General features: G+C 53.2%; 16 protein-coding genes. 9 read left to right on the forward strand and 7 right to left on the reverse strand.

What is annotated here, in order from left to right; translation table 11 throughout:
* Nucleotides 1-154 precede the first annotated feature (154 nt).
* Nucleotides 155-772, forward strand: a complete 618-nt coding sequence (locus NYE33_RS05995) for a TVP38/TMEM64 family protein (RefSeq protein ID WP_445669773.1) — start codon at nt 155-157, stop codon at nt 770-772.
* Here the strand turns inward: NYE33_RS05995 and NYE33_RS06000 are convergent.
* On the reverse strand, nt 758-2,269 hold the full coding sequence (locus NYE33_RS06000) for an aminotransferase class V-fold PLP-dependent enzyme (RefSeq protein ID WP_042140321.1): 1,512 nt from the start codon (nt 2,267-2,269) through the stop codon (nt 758-760). The genes NYE33_RS05995 and NYE33_RS06000 overlap by 15 nt on opposite strands.
* 170 nt (nt 2,270-2,439) lie before the next feature.
* On the reverse strand, nt 2,440-2,916 hold the full coding sequence (locus NYE33_RS06005) for a DsrE/DsrF/DrsH-like family protein (protein ID WP_042140320.1): 477 nt from the start codon (nt 2,914-2,916) through the stop codon (nt 2,440-2,442).
* A 128-nt stretch (nt 2,917-3,044) separates the two neighbouring features.
* Here NYE33_RS06005 and NYE33_RS06010 point away from each other — a divergent pair, with 128 nt between their 5' ends.
* The 5 genes from NYE33_RS06010 (at nt 3,045) to NYE33_RS06030 (ending at nt 7,656) form a co-directional block, all read left to right on the forward strand.
* On the forward strand, nt 3,045-3,773 hold the full coding sequence (locus NYE33_RS06010; RefSeq protein ID WP_042140319.1) for a response regulator transcription factor: 729 nt from the start codon (nt 3,045-3,047) through the stop codon (nt 3,771-3,773).
* A complete protein-coding gene (locus NYE33_RS06015) occupies nt 3,763-4,851 on the forward strand; it encodes a sensor histidine kinase (protein WP_052422148.1) in 1,089 nt (362 codons plus the stop codon). Before NYE33_RS06010 ends, NYE33_RS06015 begins: the two co-directional genes overlap by 11 nt.
* A gap of 72 nt (nt 4,852-4,923) precedes the next feature.
* Nucleotides 4,924-5,802, forward strand: a complete 879-nt coding sequence (locus tag NYE33_RS06020) for an ABC transporter ATP-binding protein (RefSeq protein ID WP_042140318.1) — start codon at nt 4,924-4,926, stop codon at nt 5,800-5,802.
* Nucleotides 5,799-7,397, forward strand: coding sequence for a hypothetical protein (locus tag NYE33_RS06025; protein WP_042140317.1), 1,599 nt, complete (start codon nt 5,799-5,801; stop codon nt 7,395-7,397). Before NYE33_RS06020 ends, NYE33_RS06025 begins: the two co-directional genes overlap by 4 nt.
* A 34-nt stretch (nt 7,398-7,431) precedes the next feature.
* Nucleotides 7,432-7,656: a hypothetical protein gene (locus NYE33_RS06030; RefSeq protein WP_042140316.1), complete on the forward strand. Its 225-nt coding sequence runs from the start codon at nt 7,432-7,434 to the stop codon at nt 7,654-7,656.
* Between the two features lie 12 nt (nt 7,657-7,668).
* On the opposite strand, the gene NYE33_RS06035 is transcribed toward NYE33_RS06030, so the two are convergent.
* The 5 genes from NYE33_RS06035 to NYE33_RS06055 all read right to left on the reverse strand — a co-directional run bounded on the left by NYE33_RS06035 (nt 7,669) and on the right by NYE33_RS06055 (nt 14,609).
* Entirely contained in the window at nt 7,669-8,553 is an 885-nt protein-coding gene (locus NYE33_RS06035) for a helix-turn-helix domain-containing protein (RefSeq protein ID WP_042140315.1), read from the reverse strand.
* Nucleotides 8,554-8,709: 156 nt separating this feature from the next.
* Nucleotides 8,710-9,033, reverse strand: coding sequence for a hypothetical protein (locus NYE33_RS06040; RefSeq protein WP_042140314.1), 324 nt, complete (start codon nt 9,031-9,033; stop codon nt 8,710-8,712).
* A 62-nt stretch (nt 9,034-9,095) separates the two neighbouring features.
* Nucleotides 9,096-11,240, reverse strand: coding sequence for a putative bifunctional diguanylate cyclase/phosphodiesterase (locus NYE33_RS06045; RefSeq protein ID WP_052422147.1), 2,145 nt, complete (start codon nt 11,238-11,240; stop codon nt 9,096-9,098).
* 258 nt (nt 11,241-11,498) lie between these two features.
* Nucleotides 11,499-12,122, reverse strand: coding sequence for an acetate uptake transporter (locus NYE33_RS06050; protein ID WP_042140313.1), 624 nt, complete (start codon nt 12,120-12,122; stop codon nt 11,499-11,501).
* A 120-nt stretch (nt 12,123-12,242) separates the two neighbouring features.
* Complete coding sequence (locus NYE33_RS06055; protein WP_076247644.1) at nt 12,243-14,609, reverse strand: bifunctional diguanylate cyclase/phosphodiesterase; 2,367 nt, start codon at nt 14,607-14,609, stop codon at nt 12,243-12,245.
* Between the two features lie 172 nt (nt 14,610-14,781).
* Between NYE33_RS06055 and NYE33_RS06060 the strand changes: the two genes are divergently transcribed.
* Genes NYE33_RS06060 through NYE33_RS06070 form a run of 3 tightly spaced genes read left to right on the forward strand, consistent with a single transcriptional unit; the run spans nt 14,782 to nt 17,507 of the window.
* Nucleotides 14,782-15,702, forward strand: a complete 921-nt coding sequence (locus NYE33_RS06060) for a prenyltransferase (RefSeq protein ID WP_231575246.1) — start codon at nt 14,782-14,784, stop codon at nt 15,700-15,702.
* A 38-nt stretch (nt 15,703-15,740) separates the two neighbouring features.
* Nucleotides 15,741-16,514, forward strand: a complete 774-nt coding sequence (locus NYE33_RS06065; protein WP_042140312.1) for a DUF6081 family protein — start codon at nt 15,741-15,743, stop codon at nt 16,512-16,514.
* Nucleotides 16,515-16,547: 33 nt separating this feature from the next.
* Complete coding sequence (locus NYE33_RS06070) at nt 16,548-17,507, forward strand: 1,4-dihydroxy-2-naphthoate polyprenyltransferase (protein WP_042140311.1); 960 nt, start codon at nt 16,548-16,550, stop codon at nt 17,505-17,507.
* The last annotated feature ends 58 nt before the right edge of the window (nt 17,508-17,565 follow it).

Consider the following 17,565-nt stretch of genomic DNA (forward strand, 5'->3'; position numbering starts at 1 on the left):
ATCATATCTCCGGCAGCTTATGCTTGTCTAGTCAGTTGACGTTTTGGCGTCAGGCGGACAGAAGTATTGTATAATTGAAACTCAATGCTATGTATAACGGCAACTATTCCAGAATGTAATGAGGAGAGCTGAGGAAATGTTCTTTTTAGATATAATGTCATGGCTGACCGAGGAGCGGCTGCGGACTCTGCTGGAGCAGTACCGCTCGCTCGGGCCGCTGCCAGGAGTTGGACTTACCTTCATGAAATCATTCGTGCCGCCGCTGCCGACCATTGCGATTGTGGGGCTTAACGGGGCGGTATACGGGTTATGGCTCGGATTCCTGTATTCCTGGATCGGTCTTGTAGCCGGCTGTGTAACTACCTTCCTGATTATCCGTAAAATCGGCAGCCACCGCTACCTGCGCAAATGGGCGGAGCGGCCCAAGGTCGCCAAAAGCATGACCTGGGTCCGCCAGAGCGGGTTCAGCTATGTTTTTCTGCTCAGTCTGTTTCCGGTAGGGCCATTCGTAGTCATTAATATGGCTGCCGGGCTTGCCGCCATGCGTCTTCGTTCCTATCTGATTGCCCTATGCGCCGGCAAAGCCATTATGGTCTTCGCGGTCTCCTACATCGGCAATGATGTGGACCGGTTCATTCGTCATCCGGGAGAGATTGTCTACGTGCTGCTGTTTATCGGAGTGTCGCTCTGGGGGGTTAAGGCGATTGAGTCCAGATTCGCCCGGCTGGCCCGGGAACGGGAATCAAGCAGCAAACCGCTACAGAGAGAATAATTCGCGGATCTCGCCCCCGGGCTCTCCTGTATCCCCGGTGTGAAGCCAGCTGTTGGTGGCAGAATTATAGCGGTAATCGCTGCTCCATTCGCCGATGCGGCTGACGATGGAACGGACGGCGAAGGCCATATGCTCCACCTCCCGGTCCGTCATGACCGGGTGCAGGGACAGGCGGACCCAGCCCGGCTTCAGTGACTGGTCGCCGGCGTGGATCGCCTGGATGAACGCCTGCGAATCCGCAGGGTCCAGTCCGAGCAGCTGATGGCCGTACGGGCCGGCGCAGGAGCAGCCTCCGCGCGCTTGAATGCCGAAGCGGTCATTCAGCAGGCGGACGGCGAGGTTGTAGTGGATCTCCTTCAGTGTGAAGGAGATAATCCCGTGGCGCTCAGTCTGCGCGCCTGCCAGTACGGAGCAGCCTGGAATCTGCGCAAGCTCCGCGAGCAGCTTCCGGCATAGCTCCTGCTCCCGGACCACCATATATTGTCCGGGTCCGTTCATCTGATCCTTCAGTCTGATGCACAGCGCTGTGCGGATAGCCTGCAGGGAACCGGGGGTGCCTCCGTCCTCGCGTACCTCCACGTCAGCAATATAGCGGCGCCCGCCCCAGCGGTTGACCCATACCACGGTGCCTCCGCCGGGTTCATCCGGCACGCTGCCGGTGCTAAGTGCGGCGTCAAAGAGCAGCACTCCGCCGGTTCCGGGGCCGCCGAGGAATTTGTGCGGAGAGAAGAAGATGGCATCCAGCTTCTCCTGCGGAGATACGGGATGCATGTCGATCCGTTCGTAAGGTGCGCTCGCGGCAAAATCGACAAAGCAAATTCCGCCATGCCGGTGCATGACGGCGGCCAGCTGATGGTAGGGTGTCTGGATGCCGGTGACATTGGAGCAGGCTGTGAAGGAGCCGATTTTGAAGCGGCGGTTCCGGTAGCGCAGCAGGAGCTCCTCTAACTGCTTAAGGTCAACCTGCCCGCCCGGCCCGGATGGAACGGTGACCACATCGCCGATGCCCTCCTGCCAGGGCAGCAGATTGGAATGATGCTCCATATGACTCACGAAGATAACCGGGCGTTCCTCCGGCGGGCAGACGTAGTTCTGCTGCAGCCATTCCGGCAGCTTAAGGCCCATGATCCGCTGCAGCTTGTTCACCGCTCCGGTAGTGCCATTGCCGCAGAAGAGCAGCGCATCTCCGGGACCGGCATTCACATGCTGCCGGATGATCTGCCGGGCTTCATTATAAGCCAGGGTCATCGTTAGCCCTGTGGTATTGGAATCAGTATGCGGATTGCTGACATAGGGGCCGAAGCTCTCCTGTATTCTGCGCTCGATCGGCTCGTACAGCCGCCCGCTGGCCGTCCAGTCGGCATACAGCAGCGGCTGCCGGCCGTACGGGGTAGTAATCATATGACGGTTTCCTATGATATGCTCGCGAAAAGCCGCGAAATGCTCCTGCAGTGATGACGGCGCATCTACTGCACCGGCGTGGCGGATACTCAGCACGGATAATCCCTCCAGACAATGAATCTGTTGTCGCGGATACGGAAGGGGACCGTCCTTGGAGGGATGGCGGTACCGTCCTGATAGAAGGACGGCAAATCCGTTTCCGCTTGCCCTCAGTATATGCCCGCGCCCGGAATTAGGTTAAAGCCCATGCCGGACCACAATACTGCTTAGATGAAGAGCTGAATATCGCTCTCCAGTGCGTCCTTCAGGTATGCCGCAGCGTCGATAATCTCCACCTCCGGCAGCAGCTCCTCCGGCTTGAAGCCCATAATTTCCACCGAGAGCTTGCAGGCATAGAACTTGATGTTCTTTTTGCGCGCCCCCTTCAGGAAATGAATCAGCTTCGGCGCCCCCTGATCCTCAATCATCTCCTCCAGCATCAGCTTGCCTAGGCCGCTGAAGTTCATCCGCGAGAGCGGCAGCTGCTCCGGCCCTTTGGGCGTGATAACATCCATCAGCTTCTCGTAGATACTCTTGTCCTCCAGCGTCATTGTCTCCGGGTCCCGGATGAGGAACAGCCCCCAGAATGAGAAGAACATCGTAACCTCCACCTCAATATCCCTTGCGGCATTCGCCAGAATCAGCCCCGCCATGGCTTTGTCATATTCTCCGCTGAACATCAGCAGATTTAATTTTTTACCCATTCGTTAACCCTCCATCAGTATCCATAGAATGTCATTAGTATGGTTGTACGGAGGTAAAGTATGCCTGCCCGGCGAATACAGCATACAGGTGAGGATTTTCAATATTCTGGATAAAGGCAGGGATAAGGTTGCAGGATGAACACATTTTGCTGGTAGACGACGAAAAAGGGATTCTGACGATGCTTGAGCTGCTGCTCCATAAAGAGGGATTCAGGCATATTTCAACAGCAGCTTCTGGGCAGGAAGCTATGGCGCTGGTCGAAGGCGCTTCCTTCGACCTCATTGTGCTGGATGTGATGCTCCCGGATACAGACGGATTCGGGCTGTGTCAGCAGATCCGCAGGTATACAACGGTTCCGGTGTTATTCCTGACTGCACGCTCGGGCGATTATGATAAATTAATGGGCCTTGGCATCGGAGGAGATGACTACATTACAAAGCCGTTCAACCCGATGGAGGTTGTGGCGAGAATCCGGGCGCAGTTGCGCCGGAAGAATCAGTACGGTGCTCCGGCGGCGCCGGCAGCGCAGGTTATGGACTTCGGTGTGTTTGCTGTGGATAAAAGCGCTGCTGTACTGACCGTACATGGAGTGGATACCCCTTGTCCGGCGAAAGAATACGAACTGCTGGTTTTTCTGTGCGAGCATCCCAATCAGGTGTTCACCGCGCTTCAGTTATATGAACAGGTCTGGGGACAGGCGCTGACAGGAGATGAGAAGACCGTGGTGATTCATATTTCCAGACTTAGAAAAAGACTTGGAGAAGATCCGGCAGATCCCAAATACATAGTGAATTTACGCGGCATCGGCTACAAATTCGTTCCCGCCAGGAAGGCGGCGGCTATTCATGAAGATTAATCTGCGCCAGAGTCTTCGTCTTGTCTTATATCTCATGCTGAGTCTGCCTCTGCTTGCTCTGGTTATAAGTGGCGTTCTAGTCCTTCTAACGGAGCAGATTCTGCCGCACGAGGGGCCAGAACAGGATCTCGCGGTATTGATCAGTTTGCCTGCCATCCTGTTCTGCTTCATGATCGTTGCCGGCTGGACATTAGGGAAGCCGCTGTATTACATTATCCGCAGAATTGACCTTCTGGCAGGTGGAGTATACATCGATCGGGCGGGTGACCGGAAGATCTATACCCGGAGATCGGAGAAGCTGAAGCGGCCGTACCGCTTGTTCAAAGAGCTGATTGTCCAGCTGCAGACATTATCTGGCATACTGGAGAACAGCAAGCAAGAGAGGAGACATCTGGACGAGATGAGGATGGAGTGGGTCGCCGGGATCTCCCATGATCTCAAGACCCCGCTTACTTATATTAAAGGTTATTCTTCGATGATGCTGTCTCCCCAATATGATTGGACGAAGGAAGAAACCATTAAATTTCTGACGGAAATTGAACAAAAGGCCAATCACATGCAGGAGCTTATCGGTGATTTGAATTTATCCTTCAGGCTGGATGAGCAACAGACTCCCCTGCAGCGGGAACGGACGGATTTGGTTGAATTCGTGCGGCGGATTGTGGCAGATGTGACTAATGATCCCCGTGCTGCCCGATATAACCTGACCCTCGAAACCGCAGAGTCCCATATTGAAGCGGAGCTGGACCCGCGGCTTCTTGGGCGGGCGCTGCATAACTTAATCCTCAATGCCATTCTTCATAATCCTCCGGATACCCGTATTAAGATTCTCATTAGGCAGGATGTCCGGCTGGAGATTGTTATTGCAGATGATGGAGCAGGGATGAGCGAGGAGAACGTCAGCCGTTTGTTCGATAAATATTACCGCGGTACCTCCACTGATATCCTGTCGGAAGGAACCGGATTAGGTATGGCGATTGCGCGTCAGCTGGTGCTGGCACACGCAGGAGACATCAGCGTGACAAGCCGTCTTAACGAAGGAACCTCGGTCTGCGTAACGCTGCCGCTGCATAGTTAGGCTGATATTTGTCTGCCGTTTACTCCGATTTTACTTTGGAACCCTACAATAAGAGCAACAGGGGGAATGAGTATGCTGGAGATAGAACAGGTTAGCAAGCAGTACAAGAAGGGGGTCTGGGCACTGCGGGAGATTAGCCTTCAGCTCAGGCCGGGAATTATAGGTTTGCTGGGGCCTAATGGGGCGGGTAAATCAACACTGATGAGGATTCTGGCGACCGTCTCACAACCAACAGCCGGGAAGATCACCTGGAACGGGGCAGATATTCAGAAGAAGCCAGATGAACTTCGCCGGGTCTTGGGATATTTGCCCCAAGACTTTGGCGTATATCCCCATCTGAATCCGCTGGAGTTCCTGGAATACGCAGCCGCATTGAAAGGTCTGGGCGGCCGTCTGATGAGAAGGCGGATTATGGATATTCTGGAGCTGCTGAATCTCCAGCATACCTTGAAGCGCCCAATAGGCAGCTTCTCCGGAGGGATGCGCCAGCGGATCGGCATTGCCCAGGCGCTGCTGAATGATCCAAGCCTGCTGATTATTGACGAACCGACCACAGGTCTGGACCCGGAAGAGCGGATGCGGTTTCGCAGCCTGCTCACAGACTTGTCCGGGGGGCGGATTATAATTCTTTCAACCCATGTAATTTCCGATGTCGAAGCTGTTGCCAGTCAGATTGCCATCCTATCCCGTGGGCAGCTTATGGCCTATTCTGATCCGGCTGTACTTTTAGGCAAGGTGCAAGGGAAGGTATGGTCCGTCCTCATCCCGGATGAAGAATATCAGGTAGGACGTAACGGCTGGCTGATCAGCGGTACGATCCGGCAGGAGAACGGGATGCTGGTGCGCATGGTCTCGGAGGCGCGGCCGCTTCCACAGGCGGTGGAAGCAGCTCCAAGTCTTGAAGAAGCCTACCTGTATGCCAGAGCCATACAGGAGGAGGGTGTAAAGTGAGGATCATCCGGACTATTTCCTATATTGCGCGGGCGGATTTTCTCGAAAGGATCAGACAATACGCATTTCTGGTCATCCTCGGCCTAACCCTGCTGGCGGCTTACTTCTTTGTCCCTCCGGCAGAGGCTGCTTATGTCACTCTGGATCTGGACGGGTACCGGGGGATTTATAATTCAGCCTGGATCGGCGGCTCCGTAGCCATCTCCACCACACTGCTGCTGTCTCTGCTGGGTTTCTATTTGGTTAAGAACAGCATTGAACGGGATGAGACCACCGGAGTCGGACAGATTATAGCTTCCTCCTCCGTGAAGAAGCTATATTATTTGTTCGGCAAATGGATCAGTAACTTCGCTGTTCTGTCCGCTATCACCGTAGCTGTCATGGCAGCCTCGGTAATTATGCAATGGGTCCGGGGAGAGGAACGGGTGATCGAATGGTGGCCGCTTGTATCTCCATTTCTGTTCCTGACGCTGCCATTCATGTCTGTTGTGGCTGCTCTGGCTGTAGGGTTCGAGACAACCCGTATCCTTAAGGGGACGCTGGGTAATGTTCTCTACTTCGTTTTATATCTGCTCTTTACTGCTGGATCGGGTGTTATGCCATTCGGGCCGGATCTCATTATTTCAGCGATGCAGAAGGACCTGATGGCGATCAGTCCGCAATCCTCGGGCTCCTATGGGATGGGAATTCTCTTTCCGGAGAAGCCGCTCCGTCTGTTCGAATGGCAAGGTGTGGACTGGACGTGGCCGCTGCTGTCGCAGCAACTGTCGATTGGGCTAGCAGCCTTTGTGCTGATTGCTGCAGCGTCTATGCTGTTTCATGGATTCAGGGAGACAGGTTACGCTATAAGAAAGCCTAAGAGGGCTGGAACGGGGCTCGCGGATGCGGATAACACAGTGTTTGATTTGCAAAAGGAAATTGGGCACCCCGTTTCCGGGGTGTATGTATCCATGCTGCCGCCTGTAGTCATCAGGGATTCCTTCCTGACCTTAATCCATGCAGAATGGCGCTTAATGATGAAGGACGCCGCTACACTACGCTGGCTTGTCATTGCCTCCGTGCTGTTCATCCTGGGACTCGCGGTTCCGATTTCCGTCTCAGCCGAGTGGAAGATCTGGCCTGCCGTCTGGATCTGGCCGCTGAGGCTCTGGTCCGGACTGGGGAGCCGGGACGCACGCTGCGGGACGCAATACCTTGTAGCTTCGAGCCCGCGTTACGCTACCCGTCAGTTATCCGCGATGTGGATTTCAGGAGTTATGCTTACCTGCATCACGGGAGGAGGTCTGCTCCTGCGAATGCTCCTCGAGGGAGATTGTAAACATATCCTCTATTGGACTGCAGCGGTATTTCTGATTCCCAGTCTGGCCCTCGCATGCGGGGTGTTGACCGGGACAGGCCGTACCTTTGAGCTGGTATACCTGATCATCTGGTACCTCGGTCCGTTCAGCAGAATGCCTTATCTTAACTTTTTGGGCACAAGGAATTCAGAGACTTCTGCGGGTAATCTGCTCATTACGAATATGGTCTATCTATTAATCAGCATGGGCTTGTTAACGGCTGCTTACCTGTCAAGAAGACGGCTGGACCAAGATTAATCACTATTAATCATGAAAAATGGAGGAAATCCACATGAAATCAACATCATTTTCCAGACACATGACCAGAATGGCGTTAATCGGACTAGGTATCGGTCTGGTAATGTTCATACTTACCCAATCCGGAGTGTTTGAGATTCCGATTGTAGTCGGCACAACCTCATACGAGGGAATGGCCTCTTCTCTTCTGCTGCTCACCGGCTTTCCAGTCCTGCTGCTCCTGTTCGGTCTGATCCTTTACGGGGTGCGGAAAAGGTAACACTTTCAAGTGTCAGCTGAAGAACAGCCGGCTGTAATTCAGGCTGCCGTTCCCTGAACGGAAGGCACCCGGTGTCTGTCCGGTAAGCTTATGGAATACCTTAATGAAGTAACTGCCAGAGGAATAGCCGACCTGACCGGCAATGGCTTCGATGCTGCAGTCTGTTGTTCTCAGCAGCTCCACGGCATGCTCAATGCGGACCCGGTTCAAATAGTCATTGGGGGTAACACCCACTGCCTTGCTGAAGGTCCGCAGCAAATGGAATTTCGAGAGGCCCAGCTTCCCGGCGAGCTGCTCCTGGCCGATCATGGAGCTGTAATTCGCTTCGATGAACCGGACGCATTCGCGGATGGCCGGCGGCCAGCCGGCCGCGTCATGCGGACCGCCGGAGGTATGCCTGCCGAGCTCCATCATGAATTGGTGAAGCAGCGAGGAAGCCGAGTAGGGATCGGTAATCCGTCCGGCGTGGGCTTCACGGACGATATCGCGCAGCATGCGGACCGGCGGGCTTCCGGAATCCAGGGCCGGGGTTGCCCCGATTCTGGACTTGATATCATTCCAGAGCGGCAGCAGCGGCTCCGGCCGGAAGAGCAGGAAATAGAACTCCCACGGCTCCGTGCCGCCGGGATGATAATACCGGTGGCTGCCGGGAATCTCAGCCATGAAGGCCTGTCCGGGGCCGATGCTGAAGCTCTCCCCGTCAAGCTCATAGATCCCGCTTCCCGAAACGGTGTACTGGAAGAGCAGCAGCGGACCATCACTGCGCTCCAGGCCGTTCCAGTGATAATCCGGGCTCAGCTCAACCGAATGCCCGGCTGCAAAGAGATTCAGCAGCGGCAGCCGGTCCGGCTCACTGAAGCGGAAGCCGTAGATGCCCAATGCTTTTGTACTGCCCACAGCAACTCCTCCTAAAAAAAGCCCCCATGCGGGAGCTTCAAATTCAAATATAAGAATTTATATGTTACACGCTATAAATTGTCCTTCTATTTCTCGCTGAAACGGATACCGTCCTTCAAAAGGACGGTATCCGTTTCCACTTGAAAGATTAGTGTATTATTCTCTGGTGCTGTCCTGCGGCTCTGCTGCGGACTCAGCCAGACGGGCGTTATCATAACGGCGGGCGGACAGCCAGATGCTTCCGGTAAAGAGCACGATCAGTCCAAGAATAATTCCGAAACGCCAGTCTCCTGCTTTGAAGTTCAACTGGAGAACTGTAAGTACCAATGCCACCTGGGTCCAGACGAGTGTGCGTTTGCGGAAAGCTGTAATATCTCCGGCCATCTTCGGCATGCCGCGGATAATGCGGTAGGCAAGGATGGCCAGGATCAGCGCAAATATAACGGTTCCGGCAATTTCGCCGGTAGTTAATCCATTCATGTTCTCATAATCCTTTCGGGTTAACTTCAGTCTTACCTTTATTATAACGAACGATCCTCCGTTTATGAAGCCAGCTTGCGGATTTCGTCGGCAGGCAGCGGAGGGAAGAACAGGAATCCCTGGATATGCGGGCAATCATGCTTCACCAGGAAGGCGAGCTGCTCCGGCGTCTCTACCCCTTCGGCAATCAGGTCATAGCCGAGCTGCGAGGCGACGAAGACGATGGATTTGATGATGGTCTCGTCAATGGAGCTGACTCCGATGCCGGTGATGAAGGTGCGGTCAATTTTGATTTTGTTCACGGGAAAATGCTTCAGGTAATTCAGTGAGGAATATTTCGTGCCGAAATCGTCAATGGAAACGATGATTCCGTGATCGCGCATCTGCTGCAGCAGCGGATAGTGTTCTTCCAGCAGTGCGGTACTCTCTGTAATCTCGAATTCCAGCATATCGGTATCCAGTCCGTACTGGTCAAGGACAGAGAGCAGATTCTCGATCAGATTGCGGTTGTAGAACCAGCTGTTGGAGATATTAATCGATGTCCGCAGCAGCGGCATTCCCAGGTTCCGCCACTCGCAGAGCTGGCGGCATACCTCGCGCAGCACCCAGTCGGTGAGCTGGATCATCAGACCGGCCTCTTCCACGGCGGCGATGAAGGTGCCGGGCCCGATCAGACCCTTCTCGGGATGGTTCCAGCGGATCAGCGCCTCCATACCGATCATTTTACCTGTGACGGCATTGATCTGCGGCTGATAATACAGCACGAATTCTTCCCGCTCCAGTGCAGAATGCAAATACTTAGCGATCATCGTCTTCTGCTCCAGCTTCTCGCGCAGCTCCCAGTCGAAGATGAAGAAGTTGGCGTCTTCCTGTGTCTTGGCCTGGTACATGGACATATCCGCGAATTTGAGCAGATCATCCTTATTCTTCGAATGCTCAGGGTACAGGGAGATGCCGATGCTGGTGGACAAGCTGAGATGTGCTCCGGAGATCAGCAGCGTCTGCGAGATTAATAAGCTAATCTGTTCGGCAATCACGGGGATTTGCTCACGCGGCAGGTCAGGGAAGATCATGACGAATTCATCTCCGCCGGTACGCGCGAACAGCTTGAAGGGCAGCTCACCGGATTTCAGCCGGCCGGCCAGTGTCTTAATCACCTGATCCCCTGTAGAGTGCCCAAGCGTATCATTGATTTCCTTAAACCGGTTCAAGTCGAAAAAGAACAAGGTATAAGTCTGAGTCGGGTCAGAGCATTGCAGCAGCCGCTCGAATTCATCCATGAAATAACGCCGGTTCGGAATGTCCGTCAGACTGTCGTAATGCGCGAGCTTCTCGTATAAACGCTTGGAGATGCTCAGATCACGGGTCCGGAGACTGACTACACGCTCCAGCTCACGGTTGAACCGGCTCTGATGCCATGAGACATAGAGAATGAAAGCAATTACAAGCAGGAAGGCAATATCAATCCACAGCACGCTGCGGAACAATTGCCACTTCTTATAGGAAGGCAGGGATATTCCCATCAGCCAATGCTGATTATAGGCCTGAACAGGAACGGTAAGCTGCAGGTCATCAGCATGGGATTCATTGCCAAAGAGGAACGTGTGGTCCTCGGCTGTAACATATATATTGCTGTCCTCGAGTGCAAGCTGGTTCACAATGTTATCAATCTTCACTGTAACCGAGACGATGCCCTCGAAAGAGTTGTCTTTGTAAATAGCTTGCCGGATTACCATTCCATAGCCGCCTTGGGCTAATGTACGGGGCCCGTCTACCGTAATGCCGCGGGAGCGTATCGTTTCTTGGATCATGCCGGGGGAGGCCAGGGAGGCATCCAGCAGCAGGCTTTTGCCCAGAATCGCTGTGTTGCCTTCAAGAGGGTAGAGGTAGCGGATAAGACCGTCAGGAGCGATCATAATGTTCGTGACATGGCTTGAGTTGTTGTTGTGTGCCGTTACCAGATAGTTATTAATGAGTGCGGGATCAGCATCGAAGCCGACCGTTTGAATAAAGGAACTTACGCCTTTGACAATTGCCACTCTCTCCTCAATATTTGAGGCCAGCATGACTGCCTGTGAGGACAGATCGGCCTTCTCAGCCCTGTATTCCCGGTTCACGGACAAGGAATAATAATAGAACAGCGAGAGCTGCAGGACGACTAAGAAGCCGACAATAATCGTTAAAGGCTTTTTATTAATGAAAGCCATGGATTGCCTCCGATACCCGAAAGATTAAAGCAGTAGATTTGCTATTCATAAAAAGCGGTTCCTGCACCGCAGAAAAATGTCGAGATATGTCGTAGGTGTTTCTATAGCATGTCATTTTTATCGTCTTTGCGCAAGGAAAAACCTAACAAACAGCCGTGTAAATTCAAAACGGATAAACACCTTCTGCCCCGAAGGCAGCAAGTATTTATCCGTTGCTCTTAAGATTGGAGCCCAAGTAGCTTGAGCCTGAACCTGTAATTATTTCTTGAAGATGCCCAGCGGTGCGCCGATCGGCAGGAAAGTACGTCCGAAATGAGCATTGAGCACAGATGCGCCGCAGCCGTAGAGCGATACAATTCCGATAGCCATTTCCGCAACGGCAGCCAGCTTGTGGAAGAATTCCGCAGCGACTCCGAAGGCATCCATAGAGAGGCCGAGGAACAGGAAGTCGATGAGAATGAAGATGACCAGCAGGACGCGGTTTGCTTCAACGGCGCCGAGCGTCATGAACAGGGTGAACACGAGATATCCTACAAAAACAAATCCGAGCTGCTTGGGATCAACGCCTTCTGCCAGCACCGTACCGAATACCCCGAGCTTGATCAGCCAGCTTGCGCCCATGCCGAACCAGAAGAATGCATAGGCACCAAAGGCGGTCATGCCAAAGGTGTTGTTGTGCTTGGCATCCTGAATGGATGCGAACAGCTGGGCGAAGGCTCCGAGGAAGATAGCCCATGGAATAGCGTAGCTTAGACCTGTTGTAATTTCGAGCTTTTGTGAAGAAGCGACCAAGGTGACGATAGCCAATCCGAACAAGCCGATGGCGCTGGGGTCGGCGGTGACAATTTTGACGGATTGAGTTGTTTGCGGTTGCGCTGACATAACAATTAAAGCCTCCAATTTTCATAATTGTTCGCATAGGATAACAGCACCCGGAGCGGGTGCTGTTATCAGCTTGCCTATCATATCATATACCCGGTAGCTTGCCTATAAAATTACTGCTTATTTTGACTCCGGAAAGTAATTTTTCTGCGCTAAAAAAGAATAAAGTGCCGTGACCTGAAGAGGCCTGCTAATATAGTATCCCTGCAGCTCGTCACTGCCCAGCGCGCGCAGCATGTCGAACTGCTCCTGATGCTCTATGCCCTCGGAGACGACCCGCAGCCCAAGGTTATGGCTTAGCTCAATAATCGCCTTGACGAGCACATCACCCGGCGGGGCCGGAGACATCTCGGAAACGAAGGAACGGTCAATCTTAATGACATCGACAGGGAAACGGCGCAGATAGCTTAAGGAAGAGAAGCCTGTGCCGAAATCATCAAGCGAGATCCGGAAGCCGTGGGCTCTAAGCTGCTGCAGTGACCGGAAGATGCTGTCCCCGGAGACCAGAACACTCTCTGTGATCTCCAGCTCCAGACTCGAAGCAGGCAGTTCATATTCATGAAGCAGATCGAGCAGTAGTTCGAGGAGGCCGGGCTGCATCAGCTGCAGGGCAGAGATATTAACCGCAGCGGTAACCTCCAGCCCCCGGCTGCGGAATTCACGCATATCGGAGCAGACCTGCCGCAGTACCCAGCCGCCAATGCCGACAATCGAGCCGCTGCTCTCGGCGAGCGGGATGAACTCGGCCGGTGAGATACTTCCGTAGCTCGGACTGGTCCAGCGCAGCAGCGCCTCCACCTTCGATACCTGTAAAGTGCCTGCACCAAGGATAGGCTGATAATGCACCTCGAACTCGTTCGCCACTGCGGCAGAGAGCAGCTGCTGGGCCAGGACCTTCTTGCGCCGGATGCCTGCCTCAAGATCCTCTGAATACAGAAAGATGTTATTGCGGCCTGTCTCCTTGACATGGAACATGGCCAGATCAGCCTGTTTGACCAGATAATCAGCATCTTCACCGTTCTGCGGATAAATACTGATGCCGATACTGGCCGTATTATATAGAAGATGCCCCTTAATATGGTGCGGCATGGAGAGGGCCTCCTGAATCCGCGACAGCTGCGTATGAATGCTCCCGGCATCGGGGACATCGGAGAGCAGAATGGTGAATTCATCCCCGCCAAGCCGGGAGACCACATCGTGTTTGCCGACAACCTGTGAGATCCGGAAGGCCGTCTCCTTCAAGATGGCATCCCCGAAATCATGGCCCAGAGTGTCGTTCACCGTCTTGAAATGATCCAGATCAATAAATACCAGGGCAATCTGCCGGTTGAGTCCTTTGGCCGCGGCGATGGCTTCATTCAGCTTGGCAAAAAAGAGTGAGCGGTTAGGCAGCTGGGTCAACGGGTCCAGCAGGGATTGCTGCCGCAGCTCGTCCTGCACCTGTTCCAGTGAATCGATCATCCGGTTGAATTCAACCTCCACTTCGCCGAATTCATCCCGCCCGGTGCTGGGAATCCGGATAGACAGATCCTTGCTGCTGCCAATAGCTCGGATATTTCTTACCAGTGATGACATCCGGTCCAGAATAAACCGGTTGACGAAGAGCATGCTTGCGGCAAGCAGCAGCAGCATGGAGATGAAATAGAGCATGCGGAAGGTGCTTATGGACTTCAGTCCGCTATTGTAGAGCTGCCGGGGCTCTTTCAGGGAGATGATCAGGCCCGGATCACCGAACAAATCATTCACCGCCGTATGAATCGACATCATACCGTCCGAGACCGGATGGGTCCAGGTCGGCTGGCCTCCGCTCTCCGCAAGCAGCGCAGAGGTGGCGCGGGACACATGAATAGTGGAGAGGGTGTCCTTCCAGATATGCGAAATCTCTTCCGGGTGTAGCATTCTTCCGGCAACGGCCGTGCCAATCACCGGCTTGTCACTGCTGCTGCCGGCAATGGGCGTGAGTGTGATCAGCATAGGCCCCTTATCCAGAATAACAACGCCGCTCCTGCTCTCTTCGGTTCCGGTGAAAGCAGGCAGACGGCTGTGGATCAGCTTGAAAAGAGTGAGCTGTTCCTGTGTCAGGGGGGTAACATTTCCTAATGCCAGATCGTAGGAGCCGCCATATATTGGACTGCCGTTCAAATCCAGCAGGGCGATCATATCGAAACGGTTGATTTCATAGGTGGTCTGGTCAAAGCTGCTGGGGGTGGGGGCAGTACCGCCGGATAAGGCCGGGCCGGTATTTCTTACGGATTCCATGAACCTGTAGGTTTCATCCCACACGGAGTAATTAAGAAGTCCGGTCTTCATGTCCTGCAGTTCTTCATTATAGGAAGCCACAGCTTTGGTCAAGTTGCGCTGCAGCTGCGCCTCGTCCAGCTTCTCGAAACGGTTAAGCAGAATCATGTGAAGAAGCAGGTAGGTAGCGCCTATTCCGAGCACGGCTACAAAGCCAATGAAGATAAATATTTTTTTGCGGAGTTTCATGGTGTTCCCCTTTAATATTTTAGACTTAATAGGAAATAAGTACCATCTATAATAGTGTACCACGATTAGGGAATATTTTGCAGCGTAAATCTCCCCAAAGTGTCGAAATTTGATGTATAATAATTTAATGATAATTATTATCAAATAATAATTGAAGGAGATAATCCTTGGCATGATGGAAAAATGGACGATTTTTAAGAAAGCCTCACGGTTTGGAGTTATTCCCGTTATGCTCATACCGGTTGTCCTGGGAACGGTCGGGGCATATGTATGGCAGGGAGTATTCCATCCGTTTTTGTTTGTTATAACCTTTGTCGGAGCAGCTGCGGCGCACCTATTCTCCAATATGGTGAATGATTTATGGGACTTCCGCAACGGAACCGACACGGAGGCGCATAATACACCTGAGGCCATCTCTACGAATTCCGGTTTCCTGTCCGGAGGAATGATGCGGGAGTCGCTGTTTGCGCTTCTGACCTGGGGCCTGCTGGCCGTTGCGGTCGCCTGCGGCTTACTGCTTAGCCTGTACAGCGGCTGGGAGATACTATGGTTTGTCGCCGGCGGTGCGCTGATCGCTTATTTCTATGTCGCCCCGCCGCTGCGCTTCGGCTACCGCGGCAAGGGCTACAGTGAGCTTGCGATCTTCCTTGCGTTCGGATTAATGCCTGTTCTGGGCGCCTATTTCGTTCAGACCGGGGAATTCAGCCTGAAGCCTGTCCTGCTGTCTCTGCCGATCGGGCTTCTGACAACGCTGCTGCTGTTCAACCACCACTTCCTGCACTGGAGAGCTGACCAGCAGGCCGGCAAGCGTACGCTTGTTGTAGTATGGGGCGAACGCAGAGCATTGATTTTCTCTCATGTACTGCTCTATATCTCATATGCATCCCTTATTGTTTGTGTACTGCTTGATGTACTGCCGGTGTATGCGCTGCTCGCCTTGCTGACGGCCATTGCACCGGTGCATGTCTACCGCAACCTGCAGCCGCAGAATGCATCCGCCGCTTATCTGCCGCTCATGGGCGCCTCACAGCGGGCCTCTGTGCGCTGCGGGATGATCATGGCGGTGGCACTGCTCATTCAGGGACTGGTCTGAAACCGGAATTTACTACATTACAGAAAGCGGGAGAACCCATGGACAAGAACAAACCAATTAGTGAAGAAGTGCAACCGGCGGAGGTCAAACAAACCGTAATCGGAGATTTTCATACCATTCTGACTGAGGGTAAGGTCTGGAGAACCGGCGGCTTCACGCTGCCTGACGGCTCGTTCTGGGCTTACCGTGAACCGGAAGCCGTAGTGATTGTACGTAATGGATATCTGTATGTGCGGGCTCAGCTGAGCCGCCAGAACGACCATGTGCAGATTCTTGATAATGCCAAGCATATGTATTATTCGGCCCAGCCGGTAGAAGTGCCTGAAGAGGGGGAGATCAGCTTCGAGCTGCAGATCCGTGCCCGTACGCAGGGGACAGCGCCGGGCGATCTGTATGACGGCTATGTTTCGCTGAATTTACTTGATTTCACAACAGGTGCTGCGCTCGATTTCTTTGCCGGTAACGATAAATATGCCAGTGTGTATGGAATTCTGCCGTTTCCGGGTGTAACAGTACCCGAGACCGGGGGAACCAAATACTTCTGCATCTTCACAGAGGATACCGGCTTCAAGGCGCGTGAATTCAATACTTACAAAATCACTTACCACCGGGGCAAAAACGAGGCTGTATTCTTTGTGAACGGTCAAGAGGTGCGCCGTGAGCAGAATGTGCCGGTTAAATTCAACAGCTTCACTATCGCTTTGGGCATTATGACCGAGAAGGATCTGACGCCGGAGGGCAGCGTATCCGCACACGGGCAGACGGTAATCGCAGAATGGTCACCGGTGACGGTTACAACCTCTGCAAAGTAACAGTGCGCATCTAACAGATAAGGATGAATGGCCGTGAATATAAAAACCTTCTTCAAGTTTGTCGAGCTGCCAACGAAGGTAGCCAGTATGCTGCCGCTGCTGCTGGGGACACTCTATGCGTTATACCGGTTCGAGGACTTCTATATCCTGCGCTTCGCGCTGATGTTTGTATCGCTCCTCAGCTTCGATATGGCAACAACGGCGATCAATAACTATTATGATTACAAAAAAGCGGCAAAAACCCACGGCTACGGGTATGAAACCCATAATCCCGTCGTCCATTACAAGCTGAAGGAAAGCACGGTGGTGGCGACGATCGTCATTCTTCTTGTACTTGCGGCGGGCGGCGGGATCGCTCTGGTCTCCCAGACGGGACTGATTGTATTTCTGCTCGGCGGATTGTCCTTCCTGATCGGCATCCTGTATTCCTTCGGGCCGATTCCGATCTCGCGGATGCCGCTGGGGGAGCTGTTCTCCGGCCTGTTCATGGGTTTCGTCATTATCTTCATCTCGGCCTACATTCACTCAGATCAGGCGGTGGTGACCCTCCTGCTTCAGGGTAACTGGATCAGTCTGCACATTAATTTCATTGAGGTGCTGTATTTGTTCTGGTTCTCAGTACCGGCCATCCTCGGGATTGCCGGCATCATGCTGGCTAACAACATCTGCGATATTGAGGATGATATGGATAACCGCAGGTATACGCTGCCTGTGTATATCGGACGCAAAAATGCGCTGCTGCTGTTCAAGCTGCTCTACTATGTTTCTTTTGTGGATCTGATCGTGCTGGTCCTGCTTGGCATTCATCCGGTATTGGTGCTTCTCCTCCTGCTGACACTGATTCCACTGCGCCGCAATATCGCGAGGTTCCAGCAGGAGCAGCATAAAGGTACGACCTTCATTCTGTCCGTCAAGAATTTCATGCTCATGAGCGCGGCAAGAATCATAGTGCTGGGTATAGCTGTTATATGGGTCTCCATATGGCCTGCTTAGAGATATACCCGATTCTATGATATTGTGTTTATAGGGTATACGCGGAAGAACTTATATA

This window comes from Paenibacillus sp. FSL R10-2199 (assembly GCF_038000235.1).
GTDB classification, from domain to species: Bacteria; Bacillota; Bacilli; order Paenibacillales; family Paenibacillaceae; genus Paenibacillus_AQ; species Paenibacillus_AQ phytohabitans.